At 64.6% G+C, this 16,662-nt stretch carries 19 protein-coding genes; all 19 read left to right on the top strand.

Features of this window, described 5'->3' with window-relative positions; all coding sequences use genetic code 11:
• Positions 1-5 precede the first annotated feature (5 nt).
• The 19 genes from fliJ (at position 6) to PSm6_RS21140 (ending at position 16,653) form a co-directional block, all read left to right on the top strand.
• The gene (gene fliJ, locus PSm6_RS21050; RefSeq protein WP_021220591.1) at positions 6-455 is read left to right on the top strand and encodes a flagellar export protein FliJ; all 450 of its coding nucleotides are present in this window, start codon (positions 6-8) and stop codon (positions 453-455) included.
• A 74-nt stretch (positions 456-529) separates the two neighbouring features.
• Positions 530-835, top strand: coding sequence for an STAS domain-containing protein (locus tag PSm6_RS21055; protein WP_021220590.1), 306 nt, complete (start codon positions 530-532; stop codon positions 833-835).
• A 7-nt stretch (positions 836-842) separates the two neighbouring features.
• A complete protein-coding gene (locus PSm6_RS21060) occupies positions 843-2,540 on the top strand; it encodes an ATP-binding SpoIIE family protein phosphatase (protein ID WP_021220589.1) in 1,698 nt (565 codons plus the stop codon).
• 31 nt (positions 2,541-2,571) lie between these two features.
• Positions 2,572-2,925, top strand: coding sequence for an Hpt domain-containing protein (locus PSm6_RS21065; protein ID WP_021220588.1), 354 nt, complete (start codon positions 2,572-2,574; stop codon positions 2,923-2,925).
• 84 nt (positions 2,926-3,009) lie between these two features.
• Entirely contained in the window at positions 3,010-4,353 is a 1,344-nt protein-coding gene (locus PSm6_RS21070) for a flagellar hook-length control protein FliK (RefSeq protein WP_265168132.1), read from the top strand.
• 200 nt (positions 4,354-4,553) lie between these two features.
• A complete protein-coding gene (gene fliL, locus PSm6_RS21075) occupies positions 4,554-5,087 on the top strand; it encodes a flagellar basal body-associated protein FliL (protein ID WP_043244977.1) in 534 nt (177 codons plus the stop codon).
• Between the two features lie 12 nt (positions 5,088-5,099).
• Positions 5,100-6,071 (top strand): flagellar motor switch protein FliM, encoded by a 972-nt coding sequence (gene fliM, locus PSm6_RS21080; RefSeq protein WP_021220585.1) that lies wholly within the window; start codon positions 5,100-5,102, stop codon positions 6,069-6,071.
• 41 nt (positions 6,072-6,112) lie between these two features.
• Positions 6,113-6,583 carry a flagellar motor switch protein FliN gene (gene fliN / locus PSm6_RS21085; protein WP_021220584.1) on the top strand — a complete coding sequence of 157 codons (471 nt, stop codon included), beginning with the start codon at positions 6,113-6,115 and terminating at the stop codon, positions 6,581-6,583.
• Positions 6,584-6,587: 4 nt separating this feature from the next.
• Positions 6,588-7,061: a flagellar biosynthetic protein FliO gene (gene fliO / locus PSm6_RS21090; protein ID WP_265168133.1), complete on the top strand. Its 474-nt coding sequence runs from the start codon at positions 6,588-6,590 to the stop codon at positions 7,059-7,061.
• Positions 7,061-7,816 (top strand): flagellar type III secretion system pore protein FliP, encoded by a 756-nt coding sequence (gene fliP / locus PSm6_RS21095; protein ID WP_021220582.1) that lies wholly within the window; start codon positions 7,061-7,063, stop codon positions 7,814-7,816. The genes fliO and fliP overlap by 1 nt, the downstream gene beginning before the upstream one ends.
• Before the next feature lie 2 nt (positions 7,817-7,818).
• Positions 7,819-8,088 (top strand): flagellar biosynthesis protein FliQ, encoded by a 270-nt coding sequence (gene fliQ, locus PSm6_RS21100; RefSeq protein WP_021220581.1) that lies wholly within the window; start codon positions 7,819-7,821, stop codon positions 8,086-8,088.
• A gap of 1 nt (position 8,089) precedes the next feature.
• A complete protein-coding gene (gene fliR / locus PSm6_RS21105; protein ID WP_021220580.1) occupies positions 8,090-8,866 on the top strand; it encodes a flagellar biosynthetic protein FliR in 777 nt (258 codons plus the stop codon).
• A gap of 75 nt (positions 8,867-8,941) precedes the next feature.
• Complete coding sequence (flhB, locus tag PSm6_RS21110) at positions 8,942-10,078, top strand: flagellar biosynthesis protein FlhB (RefSeq protein WP_021220579.1); 1,137 nt, start codon at positions 8,942-8,944, stop codon at positions 10,076-10,078.
• A 164-nt stretch (positions 10,079-10,242) separates the two neighbouring features.
• Positions 10,243-12,366, top strand: coding sequence for a flagellar biosynthesis protein FlhA (flhA, locus tag PSm6_RS21115; protein ID WP_021220578.1), 2,124 nt, complete (start codon positions 10,243-10,245; stop codon positions 12,364-12,366).
• Positions 12,367-12,381: 15 nt separating this feature from the next.
• The gene (flhF, locus tag PSm6_RS21120) at positions 12,382-13,737 is read left to right on the top strand and encodes a flagellar biosynthesis GTPase FlhF (RefSeq protein ID WP_021220577.1); all 1,356 of its coding nucleotides are present in this window, start codon (positions 12,382-12,384) and stop codon (positions 13,735-13,737) included.
• Positions 13,738-13,809: 72 nt separating this feature from the next.
• Positions 13,810-14,643, top strand: a complete 834-nt coding sequence (fleN, locus tag PSm6_RS21125; RefSeq protein ID WP_021220576.1) for a flagellar synthesis regulator FleN — start codon at positions 13,810-13,812, stop codon at positions 14,641-14,643.
• Entirely contained in the window at positions 14,640-15,386 is a 747-nt protein-coding gene (gene fliA / locus PSm6_RS21130; protein WP_031288164.1) for an RNA polymerase sigma factor FliA, read from the top strand. The genes fleN and fliA overlap by 4 nt, the downstream gene beginning before the upstream one ends.
• Positions 15,387-15,470: 84 nt before the next feature.
• On the top strand, positions 15,471-15,845 hold the full coding sequence (locus PSm6_RS21135) for a chemotaxis response regulator CheY (protein WP_003083073.1): 375 nt from the start codon (positions 15,471-15,473) through the stop codon (positions 15,843-15,845).
• Between the two features lie 19 nt (positions 15,846-15,864).
• Positions 15,865-16,653, top strand: a complete 789-nt coding sequence (locus PSm6_RS21140; RefSeq protein ID WP_021220574.1) for a protein phosphatase CheZ — start codon at positions 15,865-15,867, stop codon at positions 16,651-16,653.
• The last annotated feature ends 9 nt before the right edge of the window (positions 16,654-16,662 follow it).

A 16,662-nucleotide genomic window follows, 5' to 3' on the forward strand; every position in this document is an offset into this window, starting at 1 on the left:
GAACCATGGCCCGTGACCGCGCCGCGCGCCTTGCTCCCGTCGTGGACATGGCGCAGAAAGCCGAACGCGATGCCGCCCGCCTGGTCGGGCATTGCCAGGGGTTGCTGGGCCAGGCCGAGGGCAAGCTCGGTGACCTCGAACGCTTCCGCTCCGATTACCAGCAGCAGTGGATCACCCAGGGCAGCCAGGGTGTGTCCGGCCAGTGGCTGACCAACTACCAGCGCTTTCTTTCGCAATTGGAAACGGCCGTCGCCCAGCAGACCCAGAGCGTGGCCTGGCATCGCGACAACCTGGCCAAGGCGCGGGAGGCCTGGCAGCAGCGCTACGCGCGGCTGGAGGGCCTGAAGAAGCTGGTGCAGCGCTACATCGACGAGGCGCGTGCAATCCAGGACAAGCGCGAGCAGAAACTCCTCGATGAACTCTCGCAACGCCTCATCGGGCGCGAGGAACGCTAAATCGCGGTTGCCGAGGCTCCAGGCGGGTGCTAAATCTTCTGCACGCGTTTACATTTCTGATCAAGGAGTCTTGCATGGCCATCACCTCGCTGCCTTCGAGCGACGGGCAAGAGCTGACCATCGTCATCCAGGGACGTTTCGATTTCGGGGCTCACCAGGAATTTCGCGACGCCTACGAGCGCGTGAGCATCAACCCCAAGCGCTACGTGGTCGACCTCAAGGGCACCACCTACCTCGACAGCTCCGCCCTGGGCATGCTGCTGTTGCTGCGTGACCACGCCGGTGGCGACAGCGCGCAGATCCGCCTGGTCAACTGCAACCCCGACGTGCGCAAGATTCTCGCCATCTCCAACTTCGAACAGCTGTTCCAGATTGCCTGACACCGCCATGTCGGCCCGCCTGTCCATCCTCATCGCCGAGGACAACGCGGCCGACCGCATGCTGCTTTCCACCATCGTCAACCGCCAGGGCCACCGTGCCCTGACGGCCGCCAATGGCCTGGAAGCCGTCGCGCTGTTCCAGCAGGAGCAGCCCGACATGGTGCTCATGGACGCGCTGATGCCGGTCATGGATGGCTTCGAGGCGGCACGGCGGATCAAGCAGCTGGCGGGCGAGGAGCTGGTGCCGATCATCTTCCTCACCTCGCTCACCGAGAACGAAGCGCTGGTGCGCTGCCTGGAGGCCGGCGGCGACGACTTCCTCGCCAAGCCCTATAACCGCGTCATCCTCGAAGCCAAGATCAAGGCCATGGACCGCCTGCGCCGCCTGCAGGAGACCGTCCTGCACCAGCGCGACCTGATCGCCAAGCACAACGAGCACCTGCTCACCGAGCAGCGCGTGGCCAAGGCGGTGTTCGACAAGGTGGCCCACTCCGGCTGCCTCAATGCCTCCAATATCCGCTACCTGCAGTCGCCCTATGCGCTGTTCAACGGCGACCTGCTGCTGGCCGCCTACAAACCTTCCGGTGGCATGCATGTGCTGCTGGGCGACTTCACCGGCCACGGCCTGCCGGCGGCCATCGGGGCCATGCCCCTGGCCGAAGTCTTCTACGGGATGACCGCCAAGGGCTACGCCATGGCCGACATCCTCCGCGAGATGAATGCCAAGCTGAAGCGCATCCTGCCGGTGGGCGTGTTCTGTTGCGCGACCCTGCTCAACCTCAGCTTCCAGCGGCGTGTGCTGGAGGTGTGGAACGGCGGCTTGCCCGACGGCTACTTGTGCCGCGCCGATGGCGGCCCGGTGGTGCCGCTGGTATCGCGGCACCTGCCGCTCGGGGTGCTGGAGCCGGCCCAGTTCGATGACAAGTACGAGGTCTACCCGATTGATGTCGGCGACCGCGTGTTCCTCTGGTCCGATGGCGTGCTGGAAACCTGCAACGAGGCCGGCGAGCTGTTCGGTGACGAGCGCCTGCGGCGTGTCTTCGCCAGCAATACCGCGCCGGAGCAGTTGTTCGACGAGATCCAGCGCACCCTGGCCGCCTTCCGGGGCGAAGCCCAGGACGACGTCAGCATGATCGAGGTGACCCTGGTCGAGGACCTCGAACAGCGCCCGCAGCTGGCGTTCACCGACAGCGGCCAGCTGAGCCCGCTGGACTGGTCGGCCAGCTTCGAATTCCGCGCCCAGACCCTCAAGCGCTTCAATCCCTTGCCCTTCCTCCTGCAGCTGTTGCTGGAGGTGCAGGGCCTGCGCGACCAGGGCGGGGCGCTCTACACCGTACTCGCCGAGCTTTACTCCAACGCCCTGGAGCACGGTGTGCTGGGCCTGGACTCCGCGCTCAAGCGCGATGCCCGTGGCTTTGCCGAGTACTACCGCGAGCGCGCCACGCGCCTGGCCGGGCTCGAGCACGGCCATGTGCGCATCCACCTCGAGCTGTTGCCGGTGGGCGAGGAGGGCGGGCGCCTGCTGGTGCGGGTCGAGGACAGCGGCAAGGGCTTCGATGCCCGGGCGGTGCTGGAGCGGGATATCGATACGTCGAGCCTGAGCGGACGTGGCCTGACGCTGGTCAGACAACTTGCCGCGCGCTGCGACTTGCCGGAGGATGGCAGGGGCATCCGCGTGGAGTTCGTCTGGCCACGCCCATCCTGATTCCCATCGTGTTGTTCAAGGAGTGATCCGGTTGTCCGATCTGCATATCGACAATGGCGTACTGGCCGCTTTGCAGGAAGTCATGGAAGACGAGTACCCGGTGTTGCTGGACACCTTCCTGGTCGACTCGGAGGAGCGTGTACGCCTGCTCCACCAGGCCTGCGACCAGCAGGACGCCCAGGCATTGCGCCTCGCCGCGCACAGCTTCAAGGGCAGCTGCAGCAACATGGGCGCGCCCTTGCTGGCGACCCTGTGCAAGCAGTTGGAGGAAAGCGCCCGACGCGAGCGCCTGGAAGACGCGCCGGACCTGGTCGAACGCATCGAGCGGGAGTTCGCCATCGTGCGCATCCTGTTCCGCTCCGAGCGCCAGCGTCACAGCTTCTGATGCGCTGATTTCCTTCGCGGCCGAAACTTGGCCCGCCCCTTGCAATCCCCCTGGCACGAACCAACCCCTCAGCGGAGAGTGCCCATGCCCGTTGCCCCCGATATTCTTCTGCAGGCGAACCCTGGCGTGAAGACGAAAGTGCAGGCGGCAAAAACCCAGGTCAAGACACCGGAACCCGTCAAGAACGCGGCTCCCAGCTTTGCCCAGGTGTATGCGAAGGAGCAGCAGGCCAAGCCTGTAGAACGAAACGAGCCGGCGGCCAAGCCTGCCCGTGACAAGCCCGATGACACCCGCAAGGCGGACGACTCGGCGGACAGGCCGGCCAATGACAACACCGGCAAGCCGTCGACGGTTGCCGATAGCGGCAACGGCTTGCCGGCCGACCGCGACAGCGGGAAGGGCAGCGGCAGTGGTGGCGATACCCCTGACGACAGTGTGGCCGCCAGCGACGGCACCCAGCCCGAAGACCCGGTCATCGATCCGTTGCTGCTGATGGCCATGAGCGGCCAGATCGCGCCGCCGGTGGTCGAGCCGCCTGCGCCGGAAGTCACCTTGCCGACCGGCTTGCCCAGTGTCGCGCCTGCTACCCAGGGCACCGCCACGCTGGAGGTCGATGCCCAGGCAGATCCGCTGCAAGGCTTCGCCGGCATGCAGATCGGCCTGCAAACCGAGGGTGAGGGCGACCAGGTGCAGGTGGCGACCACCACCACCGTCACCACGCAGAATTCGGCCAATGCCGGGCAGAACTTCGCCAGCGCCCTGGCCGCCTTCGGCGACAAGACGGCGGAACCGGAAGAAGTCCCGGTGGATGTCGAACTTCCAGTGGCGGAACTCTCCGAGCAGCTCACCCAGGGCCTGGGCGAGAGCAAGTCGGAAATCCGCAGCGAAGTCCTTGATAGCCGCCTGAATGCCATCGGCCAGACCATCAGCCAGCAGTCGGCCCTGGCCCAGCGCACGCCGGCCCTGGTTCCCGGCCAGCCGGTGGCGATGAACCAGGGCGGCTGGAGCGAAGCGGTGGTCGATCGGGTCATGTGGCTGTCCAGCCAGAACCTCAAGTCGGCCGAGATCCAGCTCGACCCGCAAGACCTGGGGCGCCTGGAAGTGCGCATCAACATGGGCCAGGACCAGACCCAGGTGACCTTCGCCAGCCCCAACGCCGGGGTGCGCGAGGCGCTGGAAGGGCAGATGCACCGCCTGCGCGACATGTTCTCCCAGCAGGGCATGAACCAGCTGGATGTGAACGTCTCCGACCAGTCCCTGAACCGTGGCTGGCAGGGCCAGCAGAGCAATGAGGGCGGCAGCGGCCGAGGCAATGGCGGCGGCTCGCACCTGGGCGGTGGCGGCGACGAGGAGATCGCCGTCGGCATCAGCGAGATACGCAGCCCCACGGCAACTGGCGGGCGCGGCCTGGTGGACTACTACGCCTGATCCGCATCCCCGCAATCGTCATGTTCTAGACTGAAGGCGCCCGGTGGCTCGATAAAAAGCCACCGGGCGCCTTTTTTCGTGGGTGACAGCCGCCAAGGACACTGGTATATCCGCTGCGGCGTTTGGTGAGAAGCTGGCATAACACTTGCTCTCAACCCATTGAATGCGGGCATTAACCCGATCAGCGACGGAATTTTGGCATGGCGAAGAAAGAAGCGAAGGCGGATGCGGGCGGCGATGAAAAGCCCGCCGGCAAGAGCAAGCTCAAACTGATCATCCTGCTGACCGTGGTGCTGCTGGTGGTCGTGGGCGCCTCGGTCGGCGCGACCTGGTTCCTGCTGGGCCGCGGTGGCGACGCCAAGAAGGATGACAAGAAGGACGAGGCCGCCGCCGAGCACGTTGCTCCGGTCAAGCAGATCGCCTTGTACGAGCCCCTGGCTCCGGCCTTCGTGGTCAACTTCAACCAGAACGGCCACCAGCGCTACATGCAGGTCACCGTGGCCCTGATGGGCCGCGACAAGGCCGAGATGGATGCGCTCAAGGAGCACATGCCGGTGGTGCGCAACAAGCTGGTGATGCTCTTCTCCAGCCAGACCTTCGACACCCTGGTCACCCCGGTGGGCAAGGAGATGCTGCGCCAGCAGGCCACCGCCACCATCCAGGAAGTGGCCAAGGCGCAAACCGGCAAGGTGGCGGTCGAGCAAGTGCTGTTCACCAATTTCGTATTGCAGTAGCAGGGGAGACCCATGGCAGTCCAAGACCTGCTTTCCCAGGACGAGATCGACGCGCTGCTCCATGGCGTGGACGATGGCCTGGTCGAGACCGAGAACGAGGCGGAACCCGGGAGCGTCAAAAGCTACGACCTGACCAGCCAGGATCGCATCGTCCGTGGACGCATGCCGACCCTGGAGATGATCAACGAGCGTTTCGCCCGCTATACCCGCATCAGCATGTTCAACCTGCTGCGCCGTTCCGCCGATGTGGCGGTAGGGGGCGTGCAGGTGATGAAGTTCGGCGAGTACGTGCACTCGCTGTACGTCCCCACCAGCCTCAACCTGGTGAAGATGAAGCCGCTGCGCGGCACCGGCCTGTTCATCCTCGACGCCAAGCTGGTGTTCAAGCTGGTGGACAACTTCTTCGGCGGTGACGGCCGTCACGCCAAGATCGAGGGCCGCGAATTCACCCCCACCGAACTGCGCGTGGTGCGCATGGTGCTGGACCAGGCCTTCGTCGACCTGAAGGAAGCCTGGCACGCGGTGATGGACGTGAACTTCGAGTACATCAACTCCGAGGTGAACCCGGCGCTGGCCAACATCGTCAGCCCCAGTGAAGTGATCGTCGTCTCCACCTTCCACATCGAACTCGATGGCGGTGGCGGCGACCTGCACATCACCATGCCCTATTCGATGATCGAGCCCATCCGCGAGATGCTAGACGCCGGCTTCCAGTCCGATGTCGACGACCAGGACGAGCGCTGGATCAAGGCCCTGCGCGAGGACATCCTCGACGTCAGCGTGCCGGTCGGCGCCACCGTGGTCCGCCGCCAGCTGCGCCTGCGTGACATCCTGCACATGCAGCCGGGCGACGTGATTCCGGTGGAAATGCCCGAGCACATGATCATGCGCGCCAACGGCGTGCCGGCCTTCAAGGCCAAGCTGGGCGCCCACAAGGGCAACCTGGCCCTGCAGATTCTCGATCCGATCGACCGTCAGCGCTGACGGTCGACCCATACCCTATTTGAGCCAGCCGAGGTCAACCGATGGCAGACGAAGAAAGCACCACCCCCGAGGAACAGGCGCTCGCCGATGAATGGGCGGCGGCCCTGGCCGAGGCGGGCGACGAGGCCAGCCAGGACGACATCGACGCACTGATGAACCAGGGCGGCGGAGCGGCGGCACCGGCCAACCCCCGGGCACCGATGGAAGAGTTCGGCAGCATGCCGCGCTCCAACGCACCGGTGAGCCTGGATGGCCCCAACCTCGATGTCATCCTCGACATCCCGGTGTCCATCTCCATGGAAGTTGGCAACACCGACATCACCATCCGCAACCTGCTGCAGCTCAACCAGGGCTCGGTAATCGAGCTGGACCGCCTGGCCGGCGAGCCGCTGGATGTGCTGGTCAACGGCACGCTCATCGCCCATGGCGAGGTGGTGGTGGTCAACGAGAAGTTCGGCATCCGCCTGACCGACGTGATCAGCCCCAGCGAACGCATCAAGAAACTGCGCTGACGCCATGGGACGACTCCTGCTCGCGCTGTTCTGCCTGCCCCTGACGGCGTTTGCCGCAGAGCCGGCGGCAAACGCCTCCGCCACCCCGGCCGCCGTTGCCGCGCCCGCTGTGGCCGCTGCTCCGGTGGTCAATGCCGGGGGCGGCGTCGCCGCGCAGCTCGGGCAACTGACCATCGGCCTGTTGCTGGTGGTCGGCGTCATCTTCGTGCTTGCCTGGCTGCTGCGCCGTGTCCAGCAGATGGGTCCCCGCGGCGGCCAGGTGATCAAGCTGATCTCCAGCCAGGCGCTGGGCCCGCGTGATCGGCTGGTACTGGTGCAGGTGGGCGGCGAGCAGATCCTCCTGGGTCTCACGCCAGGGCGCATCACCCCGTTGCATGTGCTCAAGGAACCGGTGCACATGCCCGACGCCGAGCCTGCCACCCCCGAATTCGCCCAGCGCCTGATGGAGCTGCTGGGCAAGGACAAGGACAAGAGCTGATGGGTTACTGGCGCATCCTGATCGCCCTGCTGCTGGCATTCGCGGCACCCCTGGCGCTGGGCGCCGACGACCCGTTGTCGATCTCCGCCATCACCCTGTCGACCAACGCCGAAGGCCAGCAGGAGTACTCGGTCAGCCTGCAGATCCTGCTGATCATGACGGCGCTGAGCTTCATCCCGGCGTTCGTCATGCTGATGACCAGCTTCACGCGGATCATCATCGTCTTCTCCATCCTGCGCCAGGCGCTGGGCCTGCAGCAGACGCCGTCGAACCAGATCCTCACCGGCATGGCGCTGTTCCTGACGATGTTCATCATGGGGCCGGTGTTCGACCAGGTGAACCGCGACGCCCTGCAGCCCTACCTCAACGAGCAGTTGCCGGCCCAGGAGGCGATCAAGCGCGCCGAGGTGCCGGTGAAGAACTTCATGCTGGCGCAGACCCGCTCCAGTGACCTGGAGCTGTTCGTGCGCCTGTCCAAGCGCACCGACATCCAGTCGCCCGACGCCGCGCCGCTGACCATCCTGATCCCGGCCTTCATCACCTCGGAGCTGAAGACCGCGTTCCAGATCGGCTTCATGATCTTCATCCCGTTCCTGATCATCGACCTGGTGGTGGCGAGCGTGCTGATGGCGATGGGCATGATGATGCTGTCGCCGCTGATCATCTCGTTGCCGTTCAAGATCATGCTGTTCGTGCTGGTGGATGGCTGGGCGCTGATCATCGGCACCCTGGCCGGAAGCTTTGGAGGGGTTTAGCCATGACACCCGAAGTCGCCGTCGACCTGTTCCGTGAAGCGCTGTGGCTGACCTGCGTCATCGTCGGCATCCTCGTGGTGCCCAGCCTGGTGGTGGGCCTGATCGTCGCCATGTTCCAGGCCGCCACGCAGATCAACGAACAGACCCTGAGCTTCCTGCCGCGCCTGTTGGTGATGCTCATCTCGCTGATGTGGGCCGGGCCCTGGCTGACCCGCGAGCTGATGGAGTACATGACCAACCTCTACCACAACATCCCCATGTTGATCGGCTGACATGCTGGAGCTGACCACAGCGCAGATCGGCGGCATGGTCGGCAGCTACCTGTTGCCGCTGTTCCGCATCGCCTCGCTGCTGATGACCATGCCGCTGATCGGCACCCAGCTGGTACCGACCCGGGTGCGGCTGTACCTGGCCCTCGGCATCACCGCGGTGATCGCCCCTTCGCTGCCGCCCATGCCCCCGGTGGACGCCGTCACCCTGCAGGCCTTCCTGCTGATCGCCGAGCAGATACTGGTGGGGGCGGTGATGGGCTTCGCCCTGCAGCTGTTCTTCCATGCCTTCGTCGTCGCCGGGCAGATACTCGCGGTGCAGATGGGCCTGGGCTTCGCCTCCATGGTCGACCCCACCAACGGCGTCTCGGTGCCGGTGATCGGGCAGTTCTTCACCATGCTGGTGACCTTGCTGTTCCTGGCCATGAACGGCCACCTGGTGGTGTTCGAGGTGCTCGCCGAGAGCTTCGTCACCTTGCCGGTGGGCGGGGGGCTGATGGCCGAGCATTACTGGACCCTGGCCACCAAGCTGGGCTGGGTGCTCGGCGCCGGCCTGCTGCTGGCGCTGCCGGCGATCACTGCGCTGCTGGTGGTCAACATCGCCTTCGGCGTGATGACCCGCGCCGCGCCGCAACTGAACATCTTCTCCATCGGCTTCCCGCTGACGGTGGCCCTGGGCCTGGTGATCATCTGGATCGGCATGGCCGACATCCTCTCCCAGTACCAGCTTCTCGCCACCGACGCCTTGCAGCTCCTGCGCGAGCTGGCGAGGGCGCGCTGATGACCTCCCGCTGCGGCTGCATGCCGCCCATTACCCGTCCCGGTCGGTTAGCCGGGCCTTCTGCCGAGGTGCGCCATGGCAGAAAGTGAGAGCGGGGCGGACAAAAGCGAAGAACCCACCGCGAAACGCCAGCAGGAGGCGCGCGAGAAGGGGCAGATCGCCCGTTCCAAGGAGCTCAATACCCTGGCCATCACCCTGGGTGGGGCAGGGGGCGTGCTGGCCTCCGGCGGCGGCCTGGCGGACATGATGATGCGCATGATGCAGGCCAACTTCACCCTGTCGCGCGAAGCGCTGATGGACGAGCGCAGCATGGCGCTGTGGCTGTTGCAGTCGGGGCAGATGGCGCTCTCGGCCGTTACCCCGTTGCTGGTGACGCTGCTCATCGTCTCGCTTGTGGCGCCCATCTCCCTGGGGGGCTGGCTGTTCTCCTTCGAGGCCCTGGCGCCGAAATTCAGCCGCATGAGCCCGCTGTCCGGCATCAAGCGCATGTTCTCCATGCACGCGGTGGTGGAGCTGCTCAAGGCGCTGGGCAAGTTCGGGCTGATCCTGATGGTGGCGCTGATGGTGCTGTCTTCGGATGCCGACGACCTCCTGGCCATCGCCCACGAGCCCCTGGAACAGGCCATCCTGCACAGCGTCCAGGTGGTGGGCTGGAGCGCGCTCTGGCTGGCTTGCGGGCTGATCCTCATCGCCGCCATCGACGTGCCGTATCAGCTCTGGGACAACAAGCAGAAGCTGATGATGACCAAGCAGGAAGTGCGCGACGAGTACAAGGACAGCGAGGGCAAGCCCGAGGTCAAGTCGCGTATCCGTCGCATGCAGCGGGAGATGGCCGAGCGCCGCATGATGTCCGCCGTGCCCGAGGCCGACGTGGTGATCACCAACCCGACCCACTTCGCCGTGGCCCTGAAGTACGACCCGGCCAAGGGCACCGCGCCGCTGCTGCTGGCCAAGGGCAACGACTTCACCGCGCTGAAGATCCGCGAGATCGCCCAGGAGAACAAGATCACCGTGCTGGAATCCCCGGCCCTGGCGCGGGCGGTGTTCTACTCCACCGAGCTGGACCAGGAAATCCCCGCCGGCCTGTACCTGGCGGTGGCCCAGGTACTGGCCTACGTCTACCAGCTCAAGCAATTCCGCGCGGGCAAGGGCAAGCGCCCTGCGCCCTTGACGGAGCCGCCGATCCCCGCTGACCTGCGTCGCGACGACTGACCCTGCGCTGCCCCTGCCTGTAGGCAAAGGTCGCCGCGCCCCCCTCTGCACCGCCACCTCCGGGAAGTTGGTGAGCTTCTTGCACAAGCTCTGCTGCGCGCATTCGCGCGTCAAAAGATTGAATGGGCGAGGGCTGTGTTTCGCCACTGCTTGAGGGTAGAGATTTGGATCGTTCGCAACTGATCGGCAACGTGCGCGGCAATGTCGCCAGCCTGTCCCGGGGCAACCTGGGGGTGCCGCTGCTGGTGCTGATCATGCTGGGCATGATGACGTTGCCGGTGCCGCCGTTCCTTCTGGACGTGTTCTTCACCTTCAATATCGCGCTCTCCATCGTGGTTCTGCTGGTCAGCGTCTACGCCCTGCGCCCGCTGGACTTCGCGGTCTTCCCCACCATCCTGCTGGTCTCGACCCTGCTGCGCCTGGCGCTGAACGTGGCCTCCAGTCGCGTGGTACTGCTCCACGGCCAGGACGGCCACGACGCCGCGGGCAAGGTGATCCAGGCCTTCGGTGAAGTGGTCATCGGCGGCAACTACGTGGTCGGTGCGGTGATCTTCGCCATCTTGATGATCATCAACTTCGTGGTGGTCACCAAGGGTGCCGGCCGTATCTCCGAGGTGAGTGCACGTTTCACCCTCGACGCCATGCCCGGTAAGCAGATGGCGATCGACGCCGACCTCAACGCCGGCATCATCGACCAGGTCGAAGCCAAAAAGCGCCGCGCGGAAGTCTCCCAGGAAGCCGACTTCTACGGCTCCATGGACGGTGCCAGCAAGTTCGTCCGCGGTGACGCCATCGCCGGCCTGCTGATCCTCTTCATCAACCTGATCGGTGGCATGGCCATCGGCATCATCCAGCACGGCCTGACCTTCGGCGACGCCGGGCGCATCTACTCCCTGCTGACCATCGGTGACGGCCTGGTGGCGCAGATCCCTTCGCTGCTGCTGTCCACCGCCGCTGCGATCATGGTGACCCGTGTTTCCAGCTCCGAGGACATGGGCCAGCAGGTCAACCGCCAGATGTTCGCCTCGCCCAAGGCGCTGGCCGTCTCCGCCGCCATCCTCATCGCCATGGGCCTGGTCCCGGGCATGCCCCACGTGTCCTTCCTCGGCCTCGGCCTGATCGCCGCTGGCGGCGCCTGGTGGATCTGGCGCAAGGGCCAGAAGGAGAAGGAAGTGGCTGTGCAGGAAGCGCAGCGCCAGCAGGAACTGCTGCCGGCCCAGCGTGCCCCGGAAACCAAGGAGCTGGGCTGGGACGACGTCACCCCGGTGGACATGGTCGGCCTGGAAGTCGGCTACCGCCTGATTCCCCTGGTGGACCGCAACCAGGGTGGCCAGCTGCTCACCCGCATCAAGGGCGTACGCAAGAAGCTGTCCCAGGAGATGGGCTTCCTCATGCCGTCGGTGCACATCCGCGACAACCTCGACCTGCTGCCCAACGCCTATCGCCTGACCCTGATGGGTGTCAGCGTGGCCGAGGCGGAGGTCTACCCGGACCGCGAGCTGGCGATCAACCCCGGCCAGGTGTTCGGCACCCTCAACGGCATCGCCGCCAAGGATCCGGCGTTCGGCCTGGAGGCCGTGTGGATCGACGGCAGCCAGCGTGACCAGGCGCAGTCCCTCGGCTACACGGTGGTGGACGCCAGCACCGTGGTCGCCACCCACCTCAATCAGATCCTGCACAAGCACGCCCACGAGCTGCTGGGGCACGAAGAAGTGCAGCAGCTCATGCAATTGCTGGCCAAGAGCTCGCCCAAGCTGGCGGAAGAGCTGGTTCCGGGCCTGGTTTCGCTGTCGACCCTGCTCAAGGTGCTGCAGGCGCTGCTGCAGGAGCAGGTACCGGTGCGCGACATCCGCACCATCGCCGAGGCCATCGCCAACGTCGCACCCAAGAGTCAAGATCCCGCCGCTATGGTGGCAGCTGTTCGCGTGGCGCTGAGCCGCGCAATCGTGCAAAGCATTGTGGGACTAGAGCCGGAGCTGCCTGTGATCACCCTGGAGCCCAGGTTGGAACAGATATTGCTCAGTAGCATGCAGAAGGCCGGACAAGGCTCCGAGGATGGCATCCTCCTGGAGCCTGGCATGGCCGAGAAGCTGCAACGTTCCCTGGTGGAAGCGGCGCAGCGCCAGGAAATGCTCGGCAAGCAGGCCATCCTGCTGGTAGCCGGGCCGATCCGGGCGATGCTGTCGCGCTTCGCAAGGCTCGCCGTGCCAACCATGCACGTACTGGCCTACCAGGAAATACCGGACAACAAGCAGGTCACCATAGTCTCGACTGTGGGGCAGAACTAACCGAGGTCACAGGCCATGCAGGTCAAACGCTTCTTCGCTGCGGATATGCGCCAGGCCATGAAACTGGTGCGGGACGAACTGGGCGCGGATGCCTCCATCATCGGCACTCGTCGGGTCGCCGGTGGGGTGGAGATCACCGCCGCGCTCGACTATCCCATGCCGGCTCCCGCCCCGAGCAAGCCCAACCCGGCCCTCGAAGCCGAGCTGCGCCGTACCCAGACCCGCATCGCCGAGGCCCATGCCGAGCTGAGCAACCGCGGTGGCCAGGCCGACGCCGGCAAGAACCGCCAGCTGGTTGCCGACCGTTCGGACGTGTCTGCGGAAAGCCTCGCCGCCGCCATGCGTCCGCAACGCACCGAGCGTGCAAGTGCCTCGCCGCTGGCGGCACCCGCTGCCCAGCCGAAGGCCGCAGCACCGGCCGCCGCCGACCAGCGCAGCCTGGATGCCATGCGTTTCGAACTCAACGGCCTGCGTGAACTGATCGAAGTCCAGCTGGGCTCCATCGCCTGGGGCCAGATGCAGAGCCGCCGTCCGCAGCAGGCCGGCCTCTGGCGTCGCCTGCAGCGCATGGGCCTGTCCGCCGAACTATCCCGTGCCCTGATGGAGCGTGTCGCCTCCGTCAAGGACCCGCGCCAGGCCTGGCGCATGGTCCTGGCCCACCTGGCCCACGCCATCCGCACACCGCAGCAGGAGCCGCTGGAAGAGGGCGGTGTGATCGCCCTGGTCGGCCCGGCCGGCATGGGCAAGACCACCACCCTGGCCAAGCTGGCTGCGCGCTACGTACTGAAATACGGCGCCCAGCAGATCGCCCTGGTGAGCATGGACAGCTACCGGATCGGCGCCCAGGAGCAGTTGAAGACTCTCGGCCGCATCCTCAACGTGTCGGTGACCCATGTCGATCCCGGCCAATCCCTGACCCAGGCGTTGGCCCCGCTGGCGCGCAAACGTGTGGTGCTGATTGACACCGCAGGCCTGCCGGCGACCGATCCTGCGCTTAAAATGCAGTTGGAGACCTTGGCCAGCCGTGGTGTCAAAGCCAGGAACTATCTGGTGCTGGCTGCAACGAGTCAGAGCCAAGTGCTAAAGGCGGCCTACCATAGTTATAAGCGTTGCGGTCTTTCTGGCTGCATCCTGACCAAGCTCGACGAAGCGGCGAGCCTGGGAGAGGTTTTAGGACTGGCTATCGGCCAGCATCTCCCGGTAGCCTATCTTGCTGACGGGCCTCGGATTCCGGATGACCTGCAGATCCCCCGCAGCCACCAGCTGGTGAGCCGTGCAGTGAGCCTGCAGACGCCGGAGGACCCCAGCGAAGAAGCCATGGCCGACCTGTTCGCCGGGCTGTACCAGAACCCGGCCCGCCGAGTCGGATAGAACCCCAGCCACTCCGGATGAGTGGCACGAGCCCGCCAAGTGGCCCAGTCGACGTGAGACAAGGTGTAATAAATGGGTAGTTTGCATCCCGTACAGGTGATTGCCGTAACCGGCGGCAAAGGTGGCGTCGGCAAGACCAACGTGTCGGTGAACCTCTCGCTGGCCCTCGCCGATCTCGGTCGCCGGGTCATGCTGCTGGACGCCGACCTTGGCCTGGCCAACGTCGACGTACTGCTCGGCCTCACCGCCAAGCGCACCCTGGCCGACGTGATCGCCGGCGAGTGCGACCTGCGTGACGTGCTGCTGCAGGGCCCGGGTGGCGTTCGTATCGTGCCGGCCGCCTCGGGCACCCAAAGCATGGTGCAGCTCTCGCCCATGCAGCACGCCGGCCTGATCCAGGCTTTCAGCGAGATCAGCGACAACCTCGACGTTCTGGTGATCGACACCGCCGCCGGCATCGGCGACGCGGTGGTCAGCTTCGTGCGCGCGGCGCAGGAAGTGATCGTAGTCGTCTGTGACGAACCCACTTCCATCACCGACGCCTATGCTTTGATCAAGCTCCTCAACCGCGACTACGGCATGAGCCGTTTCCGCGTATTGGCCAACATGGCACATAGTCCACAGGAGGGTCGCAACCTCTTTGCTAAGCTGACCAAAGTGACTGATCGCTTCCTGGATGTGGCCTTGCAATATGTCGGCGCGGTGCCCTATGACGAATCCGTACGCAAGGCCGTGCAGAAGCAGCGCGCGGTTTACGAAGCCTTCCCGCGCTCGAAGTGCGCCCTGGCGTTCAAGGCGATAGCCCAGAAAGTGGACAGCTGGCCCCTGCCGGCCAACCCACGCGGTCATCTGGAGTTCTTCGTGGAGCGCCTGGTGCAGCAACCGATCGCGGATTCGGCCATATGACACCCGCTAGTGGACTTCGTATGTACAACAAGGCACAGGCTAGGGATTCCCAGCACCAGCTGATCGAGCGCTACGCGCCGCTGGTCAAACGCATCGCCTACCACCTGCTGGGCCGCTTGCCGGCCAACGTGCAGGTGGAGGACCTGATGCAGGCCGGCATGATCGGCCTGCTCGAAGCCTCGAAGAAATACGATTCCAGCAAGGGCGCAAGTTTCGAGACCTATGCAGGCATACGCATCCGCGGTGCCATGCTCGATGAAGTGAGAAAAGGGGATTGGGCACCACGCTCGGTCCATCGCAACACCCGGATGGTGAGCGATGCCATCCGGAAAATTGAGGCAAGAACCGGGCGAGACGCTAAAGATCAGGAAGTTGCGGCCGAACTTGGATTGAGTCTCGAAGATTACTACGGCATCCTGAGCGACACTTTGGGCAGCCGCCTGTTCAGCTTCGACGACCTGTTGCAGGACGGTGAACATGGCGCGACGCACGAAGACACCGGAGTCACCCATCTCGAACCTTCGAATGATCTGGAAGACGAGCGCTTCCAGGCGGCGCTGGCTGACGCCATCGCCAATCTGCCGGAACGAGAGCGCTTGGTACTGGCGCTGTATTACGACGAAGAGCTGAATTTGAAGGAAATCGGCGAAGTGCTGGGGGTCAGTGAATCGCGGGTCAGCCAGTTGCACAGCCAATGTGCCGCACGCTTGCGGTCACGGCTGGGTGAATGGCGCGCGCACTGATTGGCACGCCGGTTTTTCGATTGATCGACGCCCCCGTTCTACGGGGGCGTTTAGGACTGTACGGAGGTCGATTTGGACAAGAACATGAAAATCCTCATCGTGGACGATTTCTCGACGATGAGACGCATCATCAAGAACCTCCTGCGTGACTTGGGTTTCACCAATACCGCAGAGGCCGATGATGGCACCACCGCTCTACCCATGCTGCACAGTGGCAACTTCGATTTCCTGGTCACCGACTGGAACATGCCGGGCATGACCGGGATCGATCTGTTGCGCGCCGTGCGTGCCGACGAGCGCCTCAAGCACCTGCCGGTGCTGATGGTGACGGCCGAGGCCAAGCGTGACCAGATCATCGAAGCGGCCCAGGCCGGTGTGAACGGCTATGTGGTCAAGCCTTTCACCGCCCAGGTGCTCAAAGAGAAGATCGAGAAGATCTTCGAACGGGTCAACGGCTGATGCCAGTCGCGAGGACGCCATGGACCAAAAAGATTCCCAACCGGGAGACCTTGAGTCGACCCTGAAAAACCATGCGCGCGAGCTGGTCGATACCCTTGAAAAAGGCAATTTCGGCGATGCCGTGCAACTCATCCATGAACTCAACAAAGTCCGTGATCGCGGGCTGTACCAGGAAGTCGGCAAGCTGACGCGCGAGCTGCACACCGCGATCGTCAACTTCCAGATCGACCCGCACCTGCCCCATGCCACAGAGGTTTCGCAGATCGCCGACGCCACTGATCGTCTTTCCTACGTGGTGAAGATGACCGAGAAGGCCGCGAACCGGACCATGGACCTGGTGGAGGAGAGCGCACCGCTGCTCAATGGCCTAGGCGATGAAGCCCAGAGCCTGGGAGAGGAGTGGGGGCGCTTCATGCGTCGGGAAATTGGCGCGGATGCCTTCCGCGACCTGGCCAAGCGCATCGAGACTTTCCTTGCTCGCAGTCAACGCGATACCGAACAGCTTTCGTCGAGGATGAACGACATCCTCCTTGCCCAGGACTATCAGGATCTCACCGGCCAGGTGATCAAGCGCGTCACCCAACTGGTCACCGAGGTCGAGAGCAACCTGGTGAAATTGGTACTGATGGCCAGCGATGTCGATCGCTTCGCTGGTATCCACCACGACCGTGCGGAGATCGTGGCTGAAAAAGAAAAACAAAAAGAGCCTTCCAGGGGTGAAGGTCCGCAGATCAATGCCGATAAGCGTGATGATGTCGTGTCCGGTCAGGTCGATGTCGATGATCTGTTATCCAGCCTTGGATTCTAGGGAGCAACC

The organism is Pseudomonas solani (genome assembly GCF_026072635.1).
GTDB classification, from domain to species: domain Bacteria; phylum Pseudomonadota; class Gammaproteobacteria; order Pseudomonadales; family Pseudomonadaceae; genus Metapseudomonas; species Metapseudomonas solani.